General features: G+C 65.7%; 16 protein-coding genes. 4 read left to right on the forward strand and 12 right to left on the reverse strand.

Features of this window, described 5'->3' with window-relative positions; genetic code table 11:
- Positions 1 to 40: 40 nt before the first annotated feature.
- The 4 genes from NNX34_RS00770 to prfB all read right to left on the reverse strand — a co-directional run bounded on the left by NNX34_RS00770 (position 41) and on the right by prfB (position 4,462).
- Positions 41 to 1,432: a M23 family metallopeptidase gene (locus NNX34_RS00770; RefSeq protein WP_255764689.1), complete on the reverse strand. Its 1,392-nt coding sequence runs from the start codon at positions 1,430 to 1,432 to the stop codon at positions 41 to 43.
- 62 nt (positions 1,433 to 1,494) lie between these two features.
- Entirely contained in the window at positions 1,495 to 2,397 is a 903-nt protein-coding gene (gene ftsX / locus NNX34_RS00775; RefSeq protein ID WP_255764690.1) for a permease-like cell division protein FtsX, read from the reverse strand.
- Positions 2,394 to 3,149, reverse strand: a complete 756-nt coding sequence (ftsE, locus tag NNX34_RS00780; protein ID WP_255764691.1) for a cell division ATP-binding protein FtsE — start codon at positions 3,147 to 3,149, stop codon at positions 2,394 to 2,396. Before ftsE ends, ftsX begins: the two co-directional genes overlap by 4 nt.
- Positions 3,150 to 3,343: 194 nt before the next feature.
- Positions 3,344 to 4,462, reverse strand: a complete 1,119-nt coding sequence (gene prfB / locus NNX34_RS00785; protein WP_227933148.1) for a peptide chain release factor 2 — start codon at positions 4,460 to 4,462, stop codon at positions 3,344 to 3,346.
- A 166-nt stretch (positions 4,463 to 4,628) separates the two neighbouring features.
- On the opposite strand from prfB, the gene NNX34_RS00790 reads away from it, so the two are divergent.
- The gene (locus tag NNX34_RS00790) at positions 4,629 to 4,925 is read left to right on the forward strand and encodes a hypothetical protein (RefSeq protein ID WP_255764692.1); all 297 of its coding nucleotides are present in this window, start codon (positions 4,629 to 4,631) and stop codon (positions 4,923 to 4,925) included.
- 4 nt (positions 4,926 to 4,929) lie between these two features.
- Here NNX34_RS00790 and NNX34_RS00795 read toward each other — a convergent pair whose 3' ends face one another.
- From NNX34_RS00795 to NNX34_RS00825, 7 genes are read right to left on the reverse strand one after another with little or no spacing between them, the layout of a single operon-like run.
- Positions 4,930 to 5,403, reverse strand: a complete 474-nt coding sequence (locus NNX34_RS00795) for a pilus assembly protein TadG-related protein (RefSeq protein WP_255764693.1) — start codon at positions 5,401 to 5,403, stop codon at positions 4,930 to 4,932.
- Positions 5,400 to 5,837 carry a hypothetical protein gene (locus NNX34_RS00800; RefSeq protein ID WP_255764694.1) on the reverse strand — a complete coding sequence of 146 codons (438 nt, stop codon included), beginning with the start codon at positions 5,835 to 5,837 and terminating at the stop codon, positions 5,400 to 5,402. Before NNX34_RS00800 ends, NNX34_RS00795 begins: the two co-directional genes overlap by 4 nt.
- Positions 5,821 to 6,237 carry a TadE/TadG family type IV pilus assembly protein gene (locus NNX34_RS00805; RefSeq protein ID WP_255765690.1) on the reverse strand — a complete coding sequence of 139 codons (417 nt, stop codon included), beginning with the start codon at positions 6,235 to 6,237 and terminating at the stop codon, positions 5,821 to 5,823. The genes NNX34_RS00800 and NNX34_RS00805 overlap by 17 nt, the downstream gene beginning before the upstream one ends.
- The gene (locus NNX34_RS00810) at positions 6,234 to 6,506 is read right to left on the reverse strand and encodes a hypothetical protein (RefSeq protein ID WP_255765759.1); all 273 of its coding nucleotides are present in this window, start codon (positions 6,504 to 6,506) and stop codon (positions 6,234 to 6,236) included. The genes NNX34_RS00805 and NNX34_RS00810 overlap by 4 nt, the downstream gene beginning before the upstream one ends.
- Before the next feature lie 47 nt (positions 6,507 to 6,553).
- Positions 6,554 to 7,492 (reverse strand): type II secretion system F family protein, encoded by a 939-nt coding sequence (locus tag NNX34_RS00815; RefSeq protein WP_255764695.1) that lies wholly within the window; start codon positions 7,490 to 7,492, stop codon positions 6,554 to 6,556.
- Positions 7,489 to 8,346, reverse strand: coding sequence for a type II secretion system F family protein (locus NNX34_RS00820; RefSeq protein WP_255764696.1), 858 nt, complete (start codon positions 8,344 to 8,346; stop codon positions 7,489 to 7,491). The genes NNX34_RS00815 and NNX34_RS00820 overlap by 4 nt, the downstream gene beginning before the upstream one ends.
- On the reverse strand, positions 8,343 to 9,569 hold the full coding sequence (locus NNX34_RS00825) for a CpaF family protein (protein ID WP_255765691.1): 1,227 nt from the start codon (positions 9,567 to 9,569) through the stop codon (positions 8,343 to 8,345). Before NNX34_RS00825 ends, NNX34_RS00820 begins: the two co-directional genes overlap by 4 nt.
- A 306-nt stretch (positions 9,570 to 9,875) precedes the next feature.
- On the opposite strand from NNX34_RS00825, the gene NNX34_RS00830 reads away from it, so the two are divergent.
- Complete coding sequence (locus NNX34_RS00830; RefSeq protein ID WP_255764697.1) at positions 9,876 to 10,763, forward strand: glycosyltransferase; 888 nt, start codon at positions 9,876 to 9,878, stop codon at positions 10,761 to 10,763.
- Here the strand turns inward: NNX34_RS00830 and NNX34_RS00835 are convergent.
- Positions 10,760 to 11,203, reverse strand: coding sequence for a DUF2304 domain-containing protein (locus NNX34_RS00835; RefSeq protein ID WP_255764698.1), 444 nt, complete (start codon positions 11,201 to 11,203; stop codon positions 10,760 to 10,762). The genes NNX34_RS00830 and NNX34_RS00835 overlap by 4 nt on opposite strands.
- Positions 11,204 to 11,432: 229 nt before the next feature.
- Here NNX34_RS00835 and NNX34_RS00845 point away from each other — a divergent pair, with 229 nt between their 5' ends.
- Positions 11,433 to 14,132, forward strand: coding sequence for a GH25 family lysozyme (locus NNX34_RS00845; protein ID WP_304659651.1), 2,700 nt, complete (start codon positions 11,433 to 11,435; stop codon positions 14,130 to 14,132).
- A gap of 56 nt (positions 14,133 to 14,188) precedes the next feature.
- Positions 14,189 to 15,469, forward strand: a complete 1,281-nt coding sequence (locus NNX34_RS00850) for a hypothetical protein (protein ID WP_255764699.1) — start codon at positions 14,189 to 14,191, stop codon at positions 15,467 to 15,469.
- Positions 15,470 to 15,481 lie beyond the last annotated feature (12 nt).

Here is a 15,481-nt window from a genome sequence, read left to right on the forward strand (position 1 = left end):
CAACTCCTTAGTAGGTTCTAGCGAAAGCTCTATTGTAGGCCTAGAGCAACGTCCTCGGGTCCACCAGGGCACCATTGAGCACTGTCTCGAAATGCAGGTGGCAGCCGGTGGAATTTCCGGTGCTCCCCACATATCCGATCAGCTGGCCCTGCTCCACCCACTGTCCGGCGCCCACCGCGAAGCCGTTGAGGTGGTAATAGTTGGTGGCCAGGACGTTGCCCTTCACCACACCGTGATTGAGGACAATCCGGTTGCCCGTTCCGATCATTTCCCCGCCGCCCTGGTCGGCCCGCCAGACCTCGCCTGCGGCAGGCGCATAGACCGGCGTGTTGCAGGACGGCGCATAGTCGATGCCGGAGTGCAGGTAACCGCCGTTGCCGAAGAAGTCGATGGATCCGGCCGGGGTTGCGCGCCAGCCGAAGCCGGAGGAAATAGGAGCGCCGACTACCGGAGGGCGAAGCCCGAAGGAGGACGGACTGCCCGGCTGCGGAATGTTCTGGGCCGGCGGTGCGGGACGGTTGTTCCGCGCTGCTTCTTCGGCCGCTGCGCGGTTGGCTTCGTCAATGCGGGCCTGTTCGCGTTTGCGGTGTTCCTCGAGCAGGACCCGCTGCCGCTCCGCGATATCCGCAGTGACCTGGGCACTTTCCTTTTCCAAGCTGGCCATCTGGGACTGGAGCTTCGGCTTCTGCGCCTCCAGCTCCTGGTTCATCGCCGTGGTCTGGGCAACCAGGTCGTCCACCTTCTGCTTCTCCGCGGCTGCCGCGTCACGCGCGGACTGTTCGGCCTTGAGTGCTTCTTCCGCCTGGGCCTTGAGCTTGCTGATCTCGTCGGCCACAGCTGACAGCCGCGCCTCGGAATTCACGTTATTGGCGTTCTGCTGGGACAGCTTTTCCACGGCGGCGTTCTGGCCCTTAAGCGCTTGTTCCGCCATGCCGAGCGAATCGGTGAGGCTGTCCGCACCCTTGGCGCCGAACATCAGCGAGAGGGTGGAGGGAACACCGCCGTTTTTATAGGCCTGGGAGGCAATCTGTCCGATCGCCTTTTCGGTGGCCGCAATGTTCTCACGGTCCTTCTCGATCTGCGCCGTAATGGTTTCGTGGGTGTTCTGGGCGAGGGCAACGCGTTCATTCAAGGCGCTCACCTTGCCGGCGGCACTGTCGACACGTCCCTCGGCATCGGCGAGCTGCTGCTGTGCGGCCGGGAGCTGGCCCTTGTAGATGTTGAGCTTGGCTACCGTCTCGGCAATATCTTCGCCGAGGTACTCGTAGTCTTCCTGGACCTTCTGCTTCTCGGCTTCGATGGCAGCCTTGCGGTCCTCGAGGTCGTCTGCACTTGCCGCGCTGCTGAACGCAACGGAGAGCGTCAGCGTCAGGAGGGCGACAACCGCCGCCAGGGCCCGGGACGCCGGCGCACGTCCGATTCGTTTAGGCACAGCATTATCCATTGATGAGACTCTCCATGATCTTGCAGATTCCATTCCCAGTGCTCATGACTCTAGACCTTCAGGTACCGGCGGAGTGTCAAGAGCGAGGATACTCCCGCCAACAGCGCTCCGAGAACAAGTAGAACGGGTGTCAGGTACAGGACCTGTTCCGACGAGATAAAGGCCGTGGTGGGGTATTGCCGCGCCAGGTTTCCGATAAAGAAGTGCGCGGTGCTCCATAGTGCCGCTGAGGCCAGCACTGCACCGATGACGGCGGCGATCACACCTTCCAGCACGAACGGCAGCTGGATGACGGCCTTGGAGGCGCCCACCAGGCGCATGATGCCCGTTTCCCGCCGTCGGCTGAACGCCGAAAGCCGGATGGTGGTGGCAATCAGCAGGATGGCGCAGACCAGCATAACGCCGGCGATGGACAGCGCGGCAACGGAGGCAAGGTTCAGGTACGTAAACATCTTTTCGAAGAGTTCACGCTGGTCGCTGACGGACTCGACGCCAGGCTTGGAGGAGAACGCCTCGTTGATGACCTCATACTTTTCGGGGTCCACCAGGGACACCCGGAAGGACTCCGGCAGCATGTCGGCGGTGATGCTGTCCACGATCGGAGAGTTCGCGAACTGCTCGCGGAAGTGGGTCAGCGCGGTTTCCTGGTCTTCATACTCAACGGTTTCCACGTAACGGTCCGCCTGCAGGTCCGCCTCGATGGCAGAGCGCTGCTCGTCGGTGACGGCACCGGAAGCGCAGGACGCGGAGGTGTCGTTCTCTGTGCACAGGTAGACCGCAACCTGCACGCGGTCATACCAATAGCCCTTCATCTGGCCGATCTGCAGCTGCAGCAGCCCTGCCGCCCCCACAAACGTCAGCGACACGAAGGTCACGAGGATTACGGAGACAACCATGGACAGGTTCCGGCGGAGCCCGGAACCGATCTCGCCCAGGACAAATGCGAGCCTCATTCGGCTACCCCGCTCTCCGTACGGCTGGACCCATCCGGCACGTCTGATCCGTCCCGCTCCGGCTCCGGTTCGCCCAGGTAGATGCCCTCATGCTCGTCACGGATGATCTTGCCGTTGCGCAGTTCCACCACGCGCTTGCGCATGGCGTTGACGATATCGTCGTCGTGCGTAGCCATCACCACCGTGGTGCCGTTCTGGTTCACCCGGTCCAGCACCTTCATGATGCCCAAAGACGTGGTGGGGTCCAGGTTTCCGGTCGGCTCATCGGCGAGCAGGATGCCGGGCTTATTCACAATCGCCCTTGCGATTGCCACGCGCTGCTGTTCACCGCCGGAAAGTTCGTGCGGCATGCGGTTACCCTTCCCCTCGAGCCCGACCGTCTTGAGGACTTCGGGCACCGAGTCGCGGATAACGGCACGGCTGCGGCCGATCACCTGCATGGCGAAGGCAACGTTCGCAAAAACCGTCTTGTTGGGAAGCAGGCGGAAGTCCTGGAATACGACGCCGATCCCCCGGCGGAGCCGCGGCACCCGCCAGCTCGGAATCTTCGCCACGTTGGCGCCGGCTACGTAGACGGTGCCCTTGGTGGCGTGCTCCTCTTTCATGATCAGCCGGATAAACGTCGATTTACCGGAGCCGGAAGCGCCTACGAGAAACACGAACTCGCCGCGGTCCACGTCAAGGCTGACCGAGTTGAGCGCAGGCCGGGAGTTCCGGTCATAGAGCTTGGTGACATTGTCGAAAGTGATCATCACTACTTAGTGCCCATGAAGCGGCCGGAGACACGGGCCTTGGTTCGGGGTATGGGCACCGGCCTCTCGACTATAGCCAGCTTCCGACGCAGTGAGCCACAACCCGATAGCGCGTGTCGGACTGCACACCGGCACCAGGGGGCCGGGAACCTGCCCGCGGACGGGGTCCAGTCCCCGACCGCAGCCGCCGCGGCCTATTTGCGGGCGGAGACGCTGCCGTGCGCACGCCAGCGGATGCCGGCATCGATGAAGTCGTCAATCTCGCCGTCGAACACTGCGGAGGTGTTGCCCACCTCGTGTTCGGTGCGGAGGTCCTTGACCATCTGGTACGGGTTGAGCACGTAGGAGCGCATCTGGTCGCCCCAGGAAGCCTTGACGTCGCCGGCAAAGGCCTTCTTCTCGGCGTCCTCCTGCTCCTTCTTCAACAGCAGCAGGCGGGACTGGAGCACGCGCATGGCGGCGGCACGGTTTTGCAGCTGAGACTTTTCGTTCTGCATGGAGACCACCGTGCCGGTGGGAAGGTGGGTGAGCCGGACGGCGGAGTCGGTGGTGTTCACGGACTGGCCGCCCGGACCGGAGGAGCGGAAGACGTCGACGCGGATTTCGTTGTCCGGGATGTCGATGTGGTCCGTGGGTGCGATCAGCGGAATGACCTCGACGGCGGCAAAGGACGTCTGCCGGCGGCCCTGGTTGTCGAACGGGCTGATGCGGACCAGGCGGTGCGTGCCGGCCTCCACCACCAGGGTGCCGTAGGCGTAGGGAGCCTTGACCTCGAAGGTGGCGGACTTGAGGCCGGCCTCTTCGGCGTAGGAGGTATCCAGGACGGTGGTGGGGTATCCGTGCCGTTCGGCCCAGCGCAGGTACATGCGCAGCAGCATCTCGGCGAAGTCTGCGGCGTCCACTCCCCCGGCACCGGAACGGATGGTCACCACGGCTTCGCGTTCGTCGTATTCACCGGAAAGCAGGGTGACGACTTCCAGCTGGGACAGGGACCGGCGCAGGGACTCCAGTTCCGTCACGGCCTCGGCCTTGGAATCCGCGTCGGCCTCGTCCTGGGCCAGTTCCACCAGGACCTCAAGGTCGTCGATGCGGGATTCGATGGTCTGCAGGCGCTCCAGCTCCGACTGGCGGTGCGAGAGCTTGGAAGTGATCTTCTGCGCCTCGGAGGGGTCGTCCCAAAGATCGGGGACGCCGGCCATCTCGCTCAGCTCTTCGATGTCCTCTTTGATCTTTGCCACGTCCGAGACCTCTTCAATGGAGGCGAAAGTGGAGCGGAGGGCGCGGATTTCTGCGGGAAAATCTATTTCTGCCATGGTGCTTACAGACTACGCCATGTCCCTGCGCCGCTGCCCGCCGTCGTCGTGCCGGGCAATGCCGACACCGGGACGCGCCGGGGCCGATGCGCGCGGCGGTGTCCGTGGGCGGCGTTAGATTAATGGGGACGGATATGGAATGTACGCCCTTTCGAAGGAGCCTCTCTTGACCCATCCCGAGCGCGGACGCATGTACACCCTGGACGAACTCAACGACCTTGCCGAGCAGGGCGATCCCTGGGCCATGGGCAAAGTGGACGAGTGGGAGCAACACTTTTCCAACGAGTATGTGGGCAATATGAAGGACAAGTGCCCTGACAGCGACTGCGAACAGTTCGGTGAGCCGGTGACCATTTGCTACGGCGAGGACGGCCGGATCCTGGACGTGGACCACGGCGGCTGGGGCCACGGCCCGGTGCGCGAGGCACAGGCGCAGGCGCAGGCACAGCGGAAGGCTTCGTAACTTTTCACTGCAGCAGCCGGGCCCGGGCTTCACTGACCGCGGTGATGGAGATTCCGTCCGGCACCAGGAAATTGACGATGGGCGGATGGACCCGCGCCGCCAGAACCACGCGCGCGGTCCGGCCGTCCGCCGTGCCGGTCTCTTCGGTTACCGCAAGCTCCGTGAACCGTTCCTCCGCACCCGTTTCGGCGAGATAGCGGCGGGCGGCGCTGCGGACGGCGTCGGCCTCCAGCACGGCCGCCGGCCCCGTTCCTGCGGCGGCCTCCCCCAGCGAGAACGTGTCCGCCGCAGCCACGGCCGCACCGTCGGCAGCCGAAAGCAGCTTTTTCTGCCCGAGATAGACGGACGACGCCGCCATCACCACTGTGACGGTCAGCAGTGCCAGCACGGTGTACCCGATGATCAGCACCCCGACCTGCCCGCGCTCCCCGTCCTCCCGCTGCCCGGCCGGCGGCCGTTTCCCAAACCCCCGGCTCATCCGTTGCGCTCCACAACCTGCGTGGACTCGGAATCCACCGCTACCGGCGACCCGTCAGCCCGCGGAAGCCCGGGAAGCGGCACCTCATACCGGACGCTGACAGTGACGGTCGAGCCGGGTGCCAGACAGGTTTCGGAGCAGCTGATGTCCATCAGCATGCCGTCCGCCTGCAGCCCGAAGTCGCTCAGCGCGAGCTCGGCCGCATCTGCCGCCTGCTGTTCGCCAACCACAGCGTCGGGTGCTGCCGCATAGACCTTGGCCGCAGCGTCGGCCGCACCGACCACTGCGAAGGACGCCGCCTGGATCCGGCCGACGGTGATCACGAGATACACCACGGGCACCAGGAGGATCAGGCCCAGGAAAATGAACTCGACGACGGCACTGCCGGCGTCGTTTGGTGCCTGTCCCGTCTCTCCCTCACCGTCTGGCCGCATGCCCCTTCACCTCGATTCCGTCACCGGGTCCGATGAAACCGATGACCGGCAGCGGTGCCCGCACCGTGATCTCCAGCAGGCGTGCGCCGTCCACGGTCTGCTCTGCGTAGCTAACGTCCCCGGCATACTCCTCGCCGAGTGAGCTGCCGATCAGGGCGGCCGTACGCGCCGCGCCGTCCGCCGGGGTGCGGTCCGCCAGCGTGCCGTAGCGCGCGCCCGTGGCTGCGGCGTCGATCAGGGTGTTGCGAACGTGCAGCACCAGCGCCAACTGCACCACAGCCATAAACACCAGGCTCACCAGCGCGCCCACCATAACGAAGTCGACGACGGCGGATCCCCGTTCCCGCTCCGGACCGCAGCCGGCAAACCGGTCCGCCCGGCGACCCTGCCAGCGCTTTATGGCTGCACCTGTTCTATTGCGGATTCGAACAACCGCTCAAGGGCCGGCTGCACCAGGAGCAGCAGTCCAGCCACGAGGATGGCGGACATGAGGGTGATCATCACCCACCCGGGCACATCTCCGCGCTCCGGGTCCTTCGGGTGCAGAGCTGCCTGGCACTGCCGCACCAGCCGGTACCACCATCCCGCTGCCAGTGCGACGGCCGCTCTCCATCCTTCACCTGGCGCATGTGCGCTGTTCCGGTGCCTGCTCGCATTATTGCTGCTCATCCTGTCTCCATCCCTCGACATGCTTGGCCTTGCCTTCACCTGCCGCCTCATAGCCCCAGCCTCAGCAGCGCCAGGCCCGGAAACACCGCAAACAGCACGGTCAACGGCAGGATTCCGAAAACCACGGGCACCATCATGGCTATTTCCTTCTTGCCTGCGGTCTCCATCAGTTCACGCTTGGCGCTGTCCCTGACGTCCTGGGCCTGTGCACGCATAACATCTGCCAATGGTGTTCCGCGGTCGACGGCAACGGTGACTCCGTCGACGAAACGGGTTAACGGCGCCAGACGGATCCGGTCGGAGAAGTCCTGCAGGGCTTTGGTGAGCGGGTGTCCTGAGCGGGTCTGGGCAAGGACACGACTGAACTCGTCTGCCAGTTCCCCCTGCGCAGCGACGGAAACGCGTTCCAGCGCACCGACGGCGCTTTCCCCTGCGCTGACGGCGAGCGCCATCATTTCGGCAAGGCTGGGGAATTCGGCGAGGATGCGGCTGTTGCGCCGTTCGATCTGCCGGGTCAGCAGGTAGTCCCGCAGCAGGAATCCGGCAACGGCGCAGGCACATATACCAAAGGCCACCGATACAAGTCCTATGCGACCGCTCCCGGCGAGAAGCGCGCCTGCGGCTCCCCCGGCCAGGAACCCCGAACCGGCACATAAGACCTGCTCTGCACGGTAGTCCGACACGGATTTGTTCCCGCCTGCCTGCTGCAGCCGCTGCGCGAGGGTCCGGTTGGCCGGAGACCAGCGGGCCAGCCGGCGGACGGCGTCGTGGAGCAACGGACGCAGGATCCGCTCCAGCGGGCCGAAAGGCGTGATGTCGGAGGCGGACAGCAGGAGCCCCGACGCGGGCCGCACGGAACGCAGCTGCGGTTCCACGCGCGCAGTGAAGGTCCTCTGCCGCAGCGGCGGCAGCCGGTGGAGGACCAGCAACAGCCCGGTGCCCATCAGGGCTCCAGCCAGCACCGCTGCCGCCATCCCGGGCGTCACCGCAGCACCCGCACGTCTTCGGGCAACGCGCCTATCCGGAGCATCAGGCGGTAGCAAAGGACGGAGATGCCGATTCCGGCGACCAGGACCGTCGCGCCCGCAGCGGAGTTGTAGGCTGCGGCGGTTTCCGGGCGCGCCGCCAGCAGCAGCAGCACCGCCCAGGGCGCCGCCACGGCCAGCCTCGCTGCGTTGACGGTCCAGGACTGCCGTGCCAGCAGCTCGCTCCGGGTCCGCGCGTTTTCACGGAGAAAACCGGCCAGTGTGCCGAGGAGCCTGCCCAGATCGGTGCCGCCTACCTGGCGGGTGATCCGCAGGGCTTCGATGATGCGGTCCGCCACCGGGTCCGCGAGGTTGTCCTTGAGCCGGGTCAGCGAATCCTCGAAGTTGCCTCCGGACCGGTAGTCGGCGGCAAAGGCCCGGAAGTATCCCCGCAGCTCCTCCGGGCCGTTCCCGGCCAATTGGATGAGGGCCTCCGGAAGCGACAGGCCTGCCCGGATTGCAGAGCGCAGGTGGTCGACGACGTCGGGCCACAGTTCCGCCAGCGAGGCCCTCCTGCGTCGGGCCTGCATACGCACTAACGCGTAAGGCAGTCCCGCCCCGAAAAGCGCGAAGCAGGCCGCGATGGGTAATGACAGCGTCAGGATGAAGAACAGGAGAAGGACGAAAACACCCGTGACGGCGCACGCGGCGAGGAGTCCGGCGGCCCTGACCCGTTCGATGCCGGCCTGCCGCAGCAGATCGTCCAGGTATCCGGTTCGACGCCGCCGGGAAGGGGTACGGGCTGTCGTGCTCCAGCAGGACTGCCACAGCAGCAGCAATCCCATGCCCAGGGTCAACCCCGCTGCAGCGCTCATGCTGCCGCCCCGAGCAGGGCAGCGACGTTCACGCCGGCCAGAGCGAATTTGTCAGCCGACGGCATGGAGGAAGCCGTCACGGCCAGCTTGCCGTCCACCGGGCCGAATACCGGGGACGACTCGATGATTCCGCCTTCCACCCGCCGTCCCAAGGCCAGGATTTCGGTGACCTCGCGTCGTCCCGTGCCGGTTCTGGAGCAGTGGACCACCAGGTCGATGCAGGACGCCACGGTCGGAACCACGAAGGCACTGGAAATATTGTTCCCCGCCAGCAGGGGCAGTGTGCACAGCTTGGTTACCGCGTCCCGGGCGCTGTTCGCGTGGATGGTGCACATGCCGGGCAAACCCGCGTTCAGCGCAATCAGCATGTCGAGGCTCTCGGCTTCACGGACCTCCCCCACGATCAGCCGGTCCGGGCGCATGCGCAATGCTTCCTTCACGAGCCTGCGGAGCGGGATTTCACCCTGTCCCTCCAGGTTCGGCTGACGGCACTGCAGCCCCACCACGTCCCGAAGGGGGAGCTGCAGTTCAAAGATCTCCTCGACCGTAACCACCCGTTCCCTTGGTCCGATGGCCGCAGCAAGACAGTTGAGCATGGTGGTTTTCCCCGCCTGCGTGGCGCCGGAGACGAGGATGTTCAACCCGGCAGCCACGGCGGCTCCGAGGAAGCGGGCAGCATCAGGGGTCAGCGTGCCCAGTTCCACAAGGTGGTCGAGGCGGCGGGCCCGGGCGACGAACTTGCGGATATTCACGGCCCAGTGCCGCCTGGTCACGTCCGGGATGGCCACGTGCAGGCGGGACCCGTCCGGTAGCGCCGCGTCTACGAACGGGGAGGAAAGATCAAGCCGCCGGCCGGAGGACTTCAGCATCCGTTCCACCAGCAGCCGGACCTGCTCGGCCGTCAGCGTCAGGGAAGTCAGCTCGGACCGGCCGTCCCGTGCGACATAAACCTCGGAGGGCGAGTTGATCCACACTTCTTCGACCGTGGGATCATCCAGCAGCGGCTGGAGCGCACCGAAGCCCGCCACGGCGTCGAAGACCTGCCGGCGAACGGATTCCGGCCGCCCCAGCGGCGGCAGGGTCCCCAGCAGGGAGCGGTCGTCGTAATCGGAGACGGCAGCATCCACGAGCCGGCGAACCTCCGCGGACTGTTCCTGCGGATCCAGCCCGCGCACGCGGATGAGCTCGCGTACCTCGTCTTCGACTATCCGCGCTGCATCCATCGCTACCCCCGGCATGGCCGCTGCCCGAAGGCACCGGCACGAGACTGGCGTTGGTCCGCTCCGGCCAACGGGCCACACGATAAAGGCTGCGCCGGGCGAAGGCGAGGGTAGTGCCCGGCAGCTGTGGATAAAGACCGCCCCGGTGGATGCGGCCCGCGAAACTCCGCAGGAGAATCACCGGAAGCAGGTACCACCTAGGTGATTTTCTATTGTTGGCTAGGTACCCGGATCCTAAACTGGCCGTATTCAAGGCAGCCGGGTTTCTCTGCTTTCCCGGCGCCAAAGGCGCGATTCAAGGGCGGCGCCATGGCTGCGGTCGACATTCTGCTCCCCTATTACGGCGACGAAGACCTGATGCGGCAGTCCGTCCGCAGCGTCCAGGACCAGGACAGTCCGGACTGGCGGCTGCTGGTGCTGGATGATGCGTATCCCGGCGGCGATCCGCGCGGGTGGTTCACCTCGCTGCAGGATCCGCGGATCCACTACGAACGCAACGAAGAGAACCTCGGTGCCAACAGGAATTTCCAGAAGGCACTCGGCCTTGCCGAGGCTCCGGTAGTGGTCATGATGGGCGCCGACGACGTGATGCTCCCCGGTTACCTGGACGCCGTCCTGGGTTTGCTGGACGCCTACCCCGGGGCCGCCGTCGTACAGCCGGGGGTCAGCGTCATCGACGGTGACGGGCTGGCCGTCTCGACCCTGGTGGACCGGATCAAATCCGTGCTGACGCCGGGTTCCGGGGGAACGGTGTCCCTCGCGGGAGAAGAAATGGCAGCCAGCCTCCTGCACGCCGGCTGGCATTACTTTCCCTCGCTGGCCTGGCGCCGGGAGGTGATCCAGGGATTCGGTTTCCGGCCGGAGTACGACGTCGTGCAGGACCTTGCGCTGCTGATGGACATTGCCGCCTCGGGCGGCTCCATTGTGGTGTCCACGGGCGACGTCGTTTTCCACTACCGCCGCCACGACGCCTCGGATTCCTCGGTCCGGGCGATGGACGGCCGCCGCTTTGATGAGGAACGCCGGTTCTTCCAGGACCAGGCGCTGCGCTTCACCGGGCTCGGCTGGAACCGGGCGGCCCGCGCCGCCCGGCTGCACTGGACATCCCGGCTGCACGCCGTGTCGCTGCTGATGCGTTCCCTGCCGCGGCCCACGTCCACCGGGATCCAGGTCCTGGGCCGCCACGCACTGACCTAGCCCGGCGGGTCTTCCCCGTTCCCGCCGGCCCTGCCTCCGGATTCCTGCCCGCCGTCGCCCGGCAGTCCCCTGCCCGGTTCGCCGCGCTTGCCCGGTTCGCCGCGCTGCCGTGCCTGCTCGAACTGTGCGCGCAGAATCGAAAGTTCCTCTGCCAATATGCGGCTTTCATCTTCCACTGCTGTCACCTCGAGTGAAAGGTGGAGGCACACCCCGGCCAGAAAAACAATTGCCACGGCGAAAAGCAGATTGGAGGGCACCTGAACGCCCAGAAGTTCACTCGCCCACCGCAGGATTCCGGGGAACAGGGCGAGTACCAGGGTCACCGTCCCGACGATCAACCAGAGAAACGTGTATTTCTCCCGCAGCTTCCGCCGGCGAAGCAGGACAGTAATCGCCGCCAGCACTACGACCGCACCGGCGATTACCGGAAAACCGGTCATTGTTCAGGGTGGATCAAGGTGAGCCGCACGGGGTATTGGTCCTTACTTCCTGTGATGACTTGAAGCCCGACACTAGAAGATCACTGCTTTAAAAACGAGTGTTACGCGGTCAATTCGTTCTCCGACAGGCGCTTCTCCGGCTTATTGCCGATATCCCGAAACGTCCCGGTTCTTCCGGTATTCTCTTCTCACCCGCCCCTTCTTTAACATTTGCCCCACCGGAGCTCCCATGACACGCACCCTTTCCCTTAAATGGCTTTCCGGGGTCGCCCTCGCCGTTGCCTTGACCTCCGGCACACTTCCCGCCGTAGCCGCGGAACAACCTGGCGCCGTCCAGCAGCCGGCACCGGTCGAAACACCCGCAACCAGCCCGGCACCCACGGCTGAACCCGCGGAGCCCGCCGAGAGCGCCGCGCCGGCACCCCGGCCGACAGCGGCTCCGGTGCCCGCCACACCGTCCGCGCCCGCTGAGGGCACGCCCGAGGCGACCCCGCCGGTGGAGCCCGAAAGCGGCGCCGTCGAGGAAGACTGGCTGGCCGAACTCATCGGACCGCTCGGAGCGAAAATGGGGCAGGGCCTGGAACGGCTGGAAGAAACGGGAAATGCCCAGGTGCCCACCGCTGAGGAAACAGCGCTGGAAGCAAAGGTCGAGCGGCTGGCAGGGGACGGCGTGCTGCCGGACGCTCCGGCAACGAAAACACCGCAGGCTGCCCCGGCCGCCTCCATCTCGCTGGCAGCCAACATCCAGCTCGCAGCGGACTGGCGTCCGCCGGGCATCCAGGGCATGGATGTCAGCAGCCACCAGCTCGACGTCGACTGGCGCTACGCCTGGAACCAGGGTTCCCGGTTCGCGTACGTGAAGGCGACCGAAGCGACGTCGTACAAAAACCCTTACTACAACCAGCAGTACAACGGCTCGGTGGACGTAGGCATGTACCGCGGGGCCTACCACTTTGCCATTCCCGGTGTCTCTTCGGGCGCGGATCAGGCAAACTACTTCGTCAACAACGGCGGCGGGTGGTCCGCCGACGGCCGCACGCTGCCCCCGCTGCTGGACATCGAGTACAACCCCTACGCCGAGCTGGGCAACACCTGCTACAACCTTTCCGCGGCGCAGATGGTGTCCTGGATCCGGGACTTCTCCAATACGGTGAAGGCACGGACCGGCCGGCTGCCCATGATCTATTCCACGACGGACTGGTGGAACCGGTGCACGGGCAGCAGCACGGCGTTTGCCGACCACCCGCTGCACATCGCCAACTACAACCAGGTAGGTGCAGGCGCCCTGCCCGCCGGCTGGTCAAGCTACAACGTCTGGCAGTACAGCAGCAGCGGACCGTTCGCCGGGGACTCCAACGTCTTCAACGGCAGCTCCACCGAGCTCCACGAATTCAGCCGCCGCGCCGACAGCTACAACGTGGATACCCGCAGGCCGATCGGTGCGGCCTGGCAGGCAGCCAACGGCGTTGACGGCTCCTGGGGGCTGCCGACAGGCAACGAAAGCTGCTATCCGACCTACTGCACCCAGGCTTTCGACCGGACGACGGCCTATTTGATTACCTCCACAGGAGAAGTCAGGACCGTTTACACCGCCGGAGCCATCGGCAATGCCTGGAAGGCCGCCGGCACCATTTACGGCGCCTCGTCCTGGGGCCTGCCCACGGGCGCAGAAGTCTGTTACGGCAGCGTTTACTGCACGCAGAGCTACGAACGGGCGGTGGCCTACTTCCGGCCGTCCTCGGGCGTCAGCACGGTCCTCCTCAACACGGAGATCGGCCGGGCATGGACCGCTGCAGGCACAATCTACGGTTCTGCGTCCTGGGGCATCCCCAGCAGCAACCACATCTGTGAGCCCACGTACTGCACACAGTCCTTTGAACGTACCGCCGCTTACCGCGGCAACGACGGCGCCGTGCGCACCATTTACCTGCCCGGCGCCATCGGCAGCGCCTGGCGGGCTGCCGGAACCATCTACGGCGCCGCTTCCTGGGGTATGCCCACCAGCGGGGAAACCTGCACCGGCAACGTCTGCACCCAGACCTTCGAACGGGACACCGCGTTCTGGACCCAGGCTTCGGGAGTCCACACCGTCAGGACGTCCTCCCTCATCGGCGGCGCCTGGACCGGTGCTGGCAAAACCTCCGGCTGGGGCAGGCCCACCGGCAACGAGGCCTGCTACCCGACCTACTGCACGCAGGAGTTCGAGAGCCGTTCCGTCTATTCGATGCAGGCCACCGGCGTCACCTCCGTGGCACTGAATGAGAGCGTCGGCAAGGCCTGGAAAGCCTCCGGCGGGCTCGGCGGCGCCGCGTCCTGGGGCATCCCCCTGACCAACCAGGCGTGCTACCCGACCTACTGCACGCAGGTATTCGAACGCCACACGGCCTACTGGCCGAAAAACGGAGCCGTAACCACGGTCCAGACCACCGGCCCCATCGGCAAGGCCTGGACCGCCTCGGGAACCATCTTCGGTTCCTCCTCCTGGGGCCTGCCCCAGTCTCCCGAGACCTGTGAGCCCACCTACTGCACGCAGGTCTTTGAACGGACCGTCGCGTACTGGACTGCGGCCAAGGGCGTCAAGACTGTTGTCCTTGCGGATCCGATCGGCAAGGCCTGGACCGCGTCCGGCAGGATCCACGGAACGTGGGGCATGCCGACGGAAAACCAGGTGTGCTACCCGACCTACTGCACGCAGGACTTTGAACGGACCACCGCGTACTGGACCCAGGCCAACGGAGTGAGCAGCATCTACCTGCCCGGCCAGATCGGCACCGCGTGGACCGCCTCCGGCGGAATCCACGGCACCTGGGGAATGTCGACGGGAAACCAGACCTGCTCCGGCAGCACCTCCTGCACGCAGAACTTCGAGCGGACAACCGTTACGTGGACACAGTCAGGCGGTGTCCGGGTAACCCCGCGCCGGGCCTAGGGCACTGCGGGTAAAGTAGACTGGCTGGGGCACCGACAGGACAAGAGGCACTGATTTTGACGCGACGTGAAACCAACCCCACCAAGGCAGTCTCAGGACCGGGCGGCGGTGGCTTCACCGGGAAAAGCGCCTCCAGGGTAGGGATTTCGTCCATCATCTCCGCCCTCGCCGGCGTCCTCATCCTCCTCGTGACCAGCAGGACGCTTTCCATTGAGGAGAACGCGGACTTCCTGGCGTTCTGGGCGGCCCTGTTTTTCGTCCAGGGAACGCTGGGCGGCATTCAGGCAGAGTCCACACGATCCACGCATGCGGTGGTTCTGGGTGCCCCTGCACACGGCGGATGGTTCTCCCGCCCGATCCTTTCCGGGGCGCTCATCGGAGTGGGTGCGGCCGCCGTGATACTGGCCCTCTGGCCGCTCGGCCGGCATCTCTTCCCCGGAAACACCGGACTGGTGATGACGGCGCTTGCCGTCTTCGCCGTCCTGTATTCCGGGCACGCAGCCCTCGCCGGCAGCCTTCAGGGAACCGACCGCTGGGGAACCTTCGCGAACCTGGTGACCCTGGAATCGTTGATCCGGTTTGCCGCCATCGGCGCGGCGGCGCTCCTGGCCGCTCCGCTGATCGGCGTCGAGCTGGCCTGCATCGCCTCCCTGGCGGCATGGCTTTCGCTGATCATTTTCTCCCCCGCAGCGCGTTCGGCGGCGTGGGCACGCTCGGACGTAGGCCTGGGCGGCACGCTGCGCCAAACCGGCTACGCCTTGCTGTCAGCGGCGTCCTCGGCCACCCTGGTGGTCGGTTTCCCCATCCTGGTCAAGATGACCGCAACGCCGGAGGAGTACGCGCTTTCAGCGCCGCTGCTGCTGGCCGTCTCCATGACCCGCGCGCCGATCATGATTCCGCTGCAGGCCTTCCAGGGCGTGGCGATGAACCTGATTATGCAGGCACGCGGGAGCCTCTCCGCCTTCGTGAAGCCGGTAGGGGCCATCCTGCTTGTCGGACTGGTGGGCGCCGGGTTGGCCGCCCTGGTCGGACCGTCCCTGATGGGCATTTTCGGGCCTGACTACCGTATTTCCGGCTGGGTCCTGGCCGGGCTGACATTCGCCGCGAGCCTGATCGCCCTGATCACCCTGACCGGTACGGCGGCCATCGCCCTGGGCCATCACCGGGTCTACTCGATCGGGTGGATTCTCGGTACCGTCGTGTCCGTCCTGCTGCTGCTGCTTCCGGTCCCGCTGGACCTGCGGTGCGTCCTGAGCCTGACGGTTGGACCGCTGGCCGGGATAGCCGTCCACGTCATTGCCCTGCTCCGGCTGCCCTCCGGCAGCACCGCTAAGTAGCGCCGCCACGTA

Source organism: Arthrobacter sp. zg-Y1116, from assembly GCF_024385485.1.
In the GTDB taxonomy this organism is placed as follows: Bacteria; Actinomycetota; Actinomycetes; order Actinomycetales; family Micrococcaceae; genus Arthrobacter_B.

Coding starts and splice junctions, on each gene's coding strand:
- ftsX (WP_255764690.1), bottom strand. CDS start 2,397: ATGAGGCTCGCATTTGTCCTGGGCGAGATCGGTTCCGGGCTCCGCCGG.
- ftsE (WP_255764691.1), bottom strand. CDS start 3,149: ATGATCACTTTCGACAATGTCACCAAGCTCTATGACCGGAACTCCCGG.
- prfB (WP_227933148.1), bottom strand. CDS start 4,462: ATGGCAGAAATAGATTTTCCCGCAGAAATCCGCGCCCTCCGCTCCACT.
- NNX34_RS00795 (WP_255764693.1), bottom strand. CDS start 5,403: ATGAGCCGGGGGTTTGGGAAACGGCCGCCGGCCGGGCAGCGGGAGGAC.
- NNX34_RS00800 (WP_255764694.1), bottom strand. CDS start 5,837: ATGCGGCCAGACGGTGAGGGAGAGACGGGACAGGCACCAAACGACGCC.
- NNX34_RS00810 (WP_255765759.1), bottom strand. CDS start 6,506: ATGAGCAGCAATAATGCGAGCAGGCACCGGAACAGCGCACATGCGCCA.
- NNX34_RS00820 (WP_255764696.1), bottom strand. CDS start 8,346: ATGAGCGCTGCAGCGGGGTTGACCCTGGGCATGGGATTGCTGCTGCTG.
- NNX34_RS00825 (WP_255765691.1), bottom strand. CDS start 9,569: ATGGATGCAGCGCGGATAGTCGAAGACGAGGTACGCGAGCTCATCCGC.
- NNX34_RS00830 (WP_255764697.1), top strand. CDS start 9,876: ATGGCTGCGGTCGACATTCTGCTCCCCTATTACGGCGACGAAGACCTG.
- NNX34_RS00835 (WP_255764698.1), bottom strand. CDS start 11,203: ATGACCGGTTTTCCGGTAATCGCCGGTGCGGTCGTAGTGCTGGCGGCG.
- NNX34_RS00845 (WP_304659651.1), top strand. CDS start 11,433: ATGACACGCACCCTTTCCCTTAAATGGCTTTCCGGGGTCGCCCTCGCC.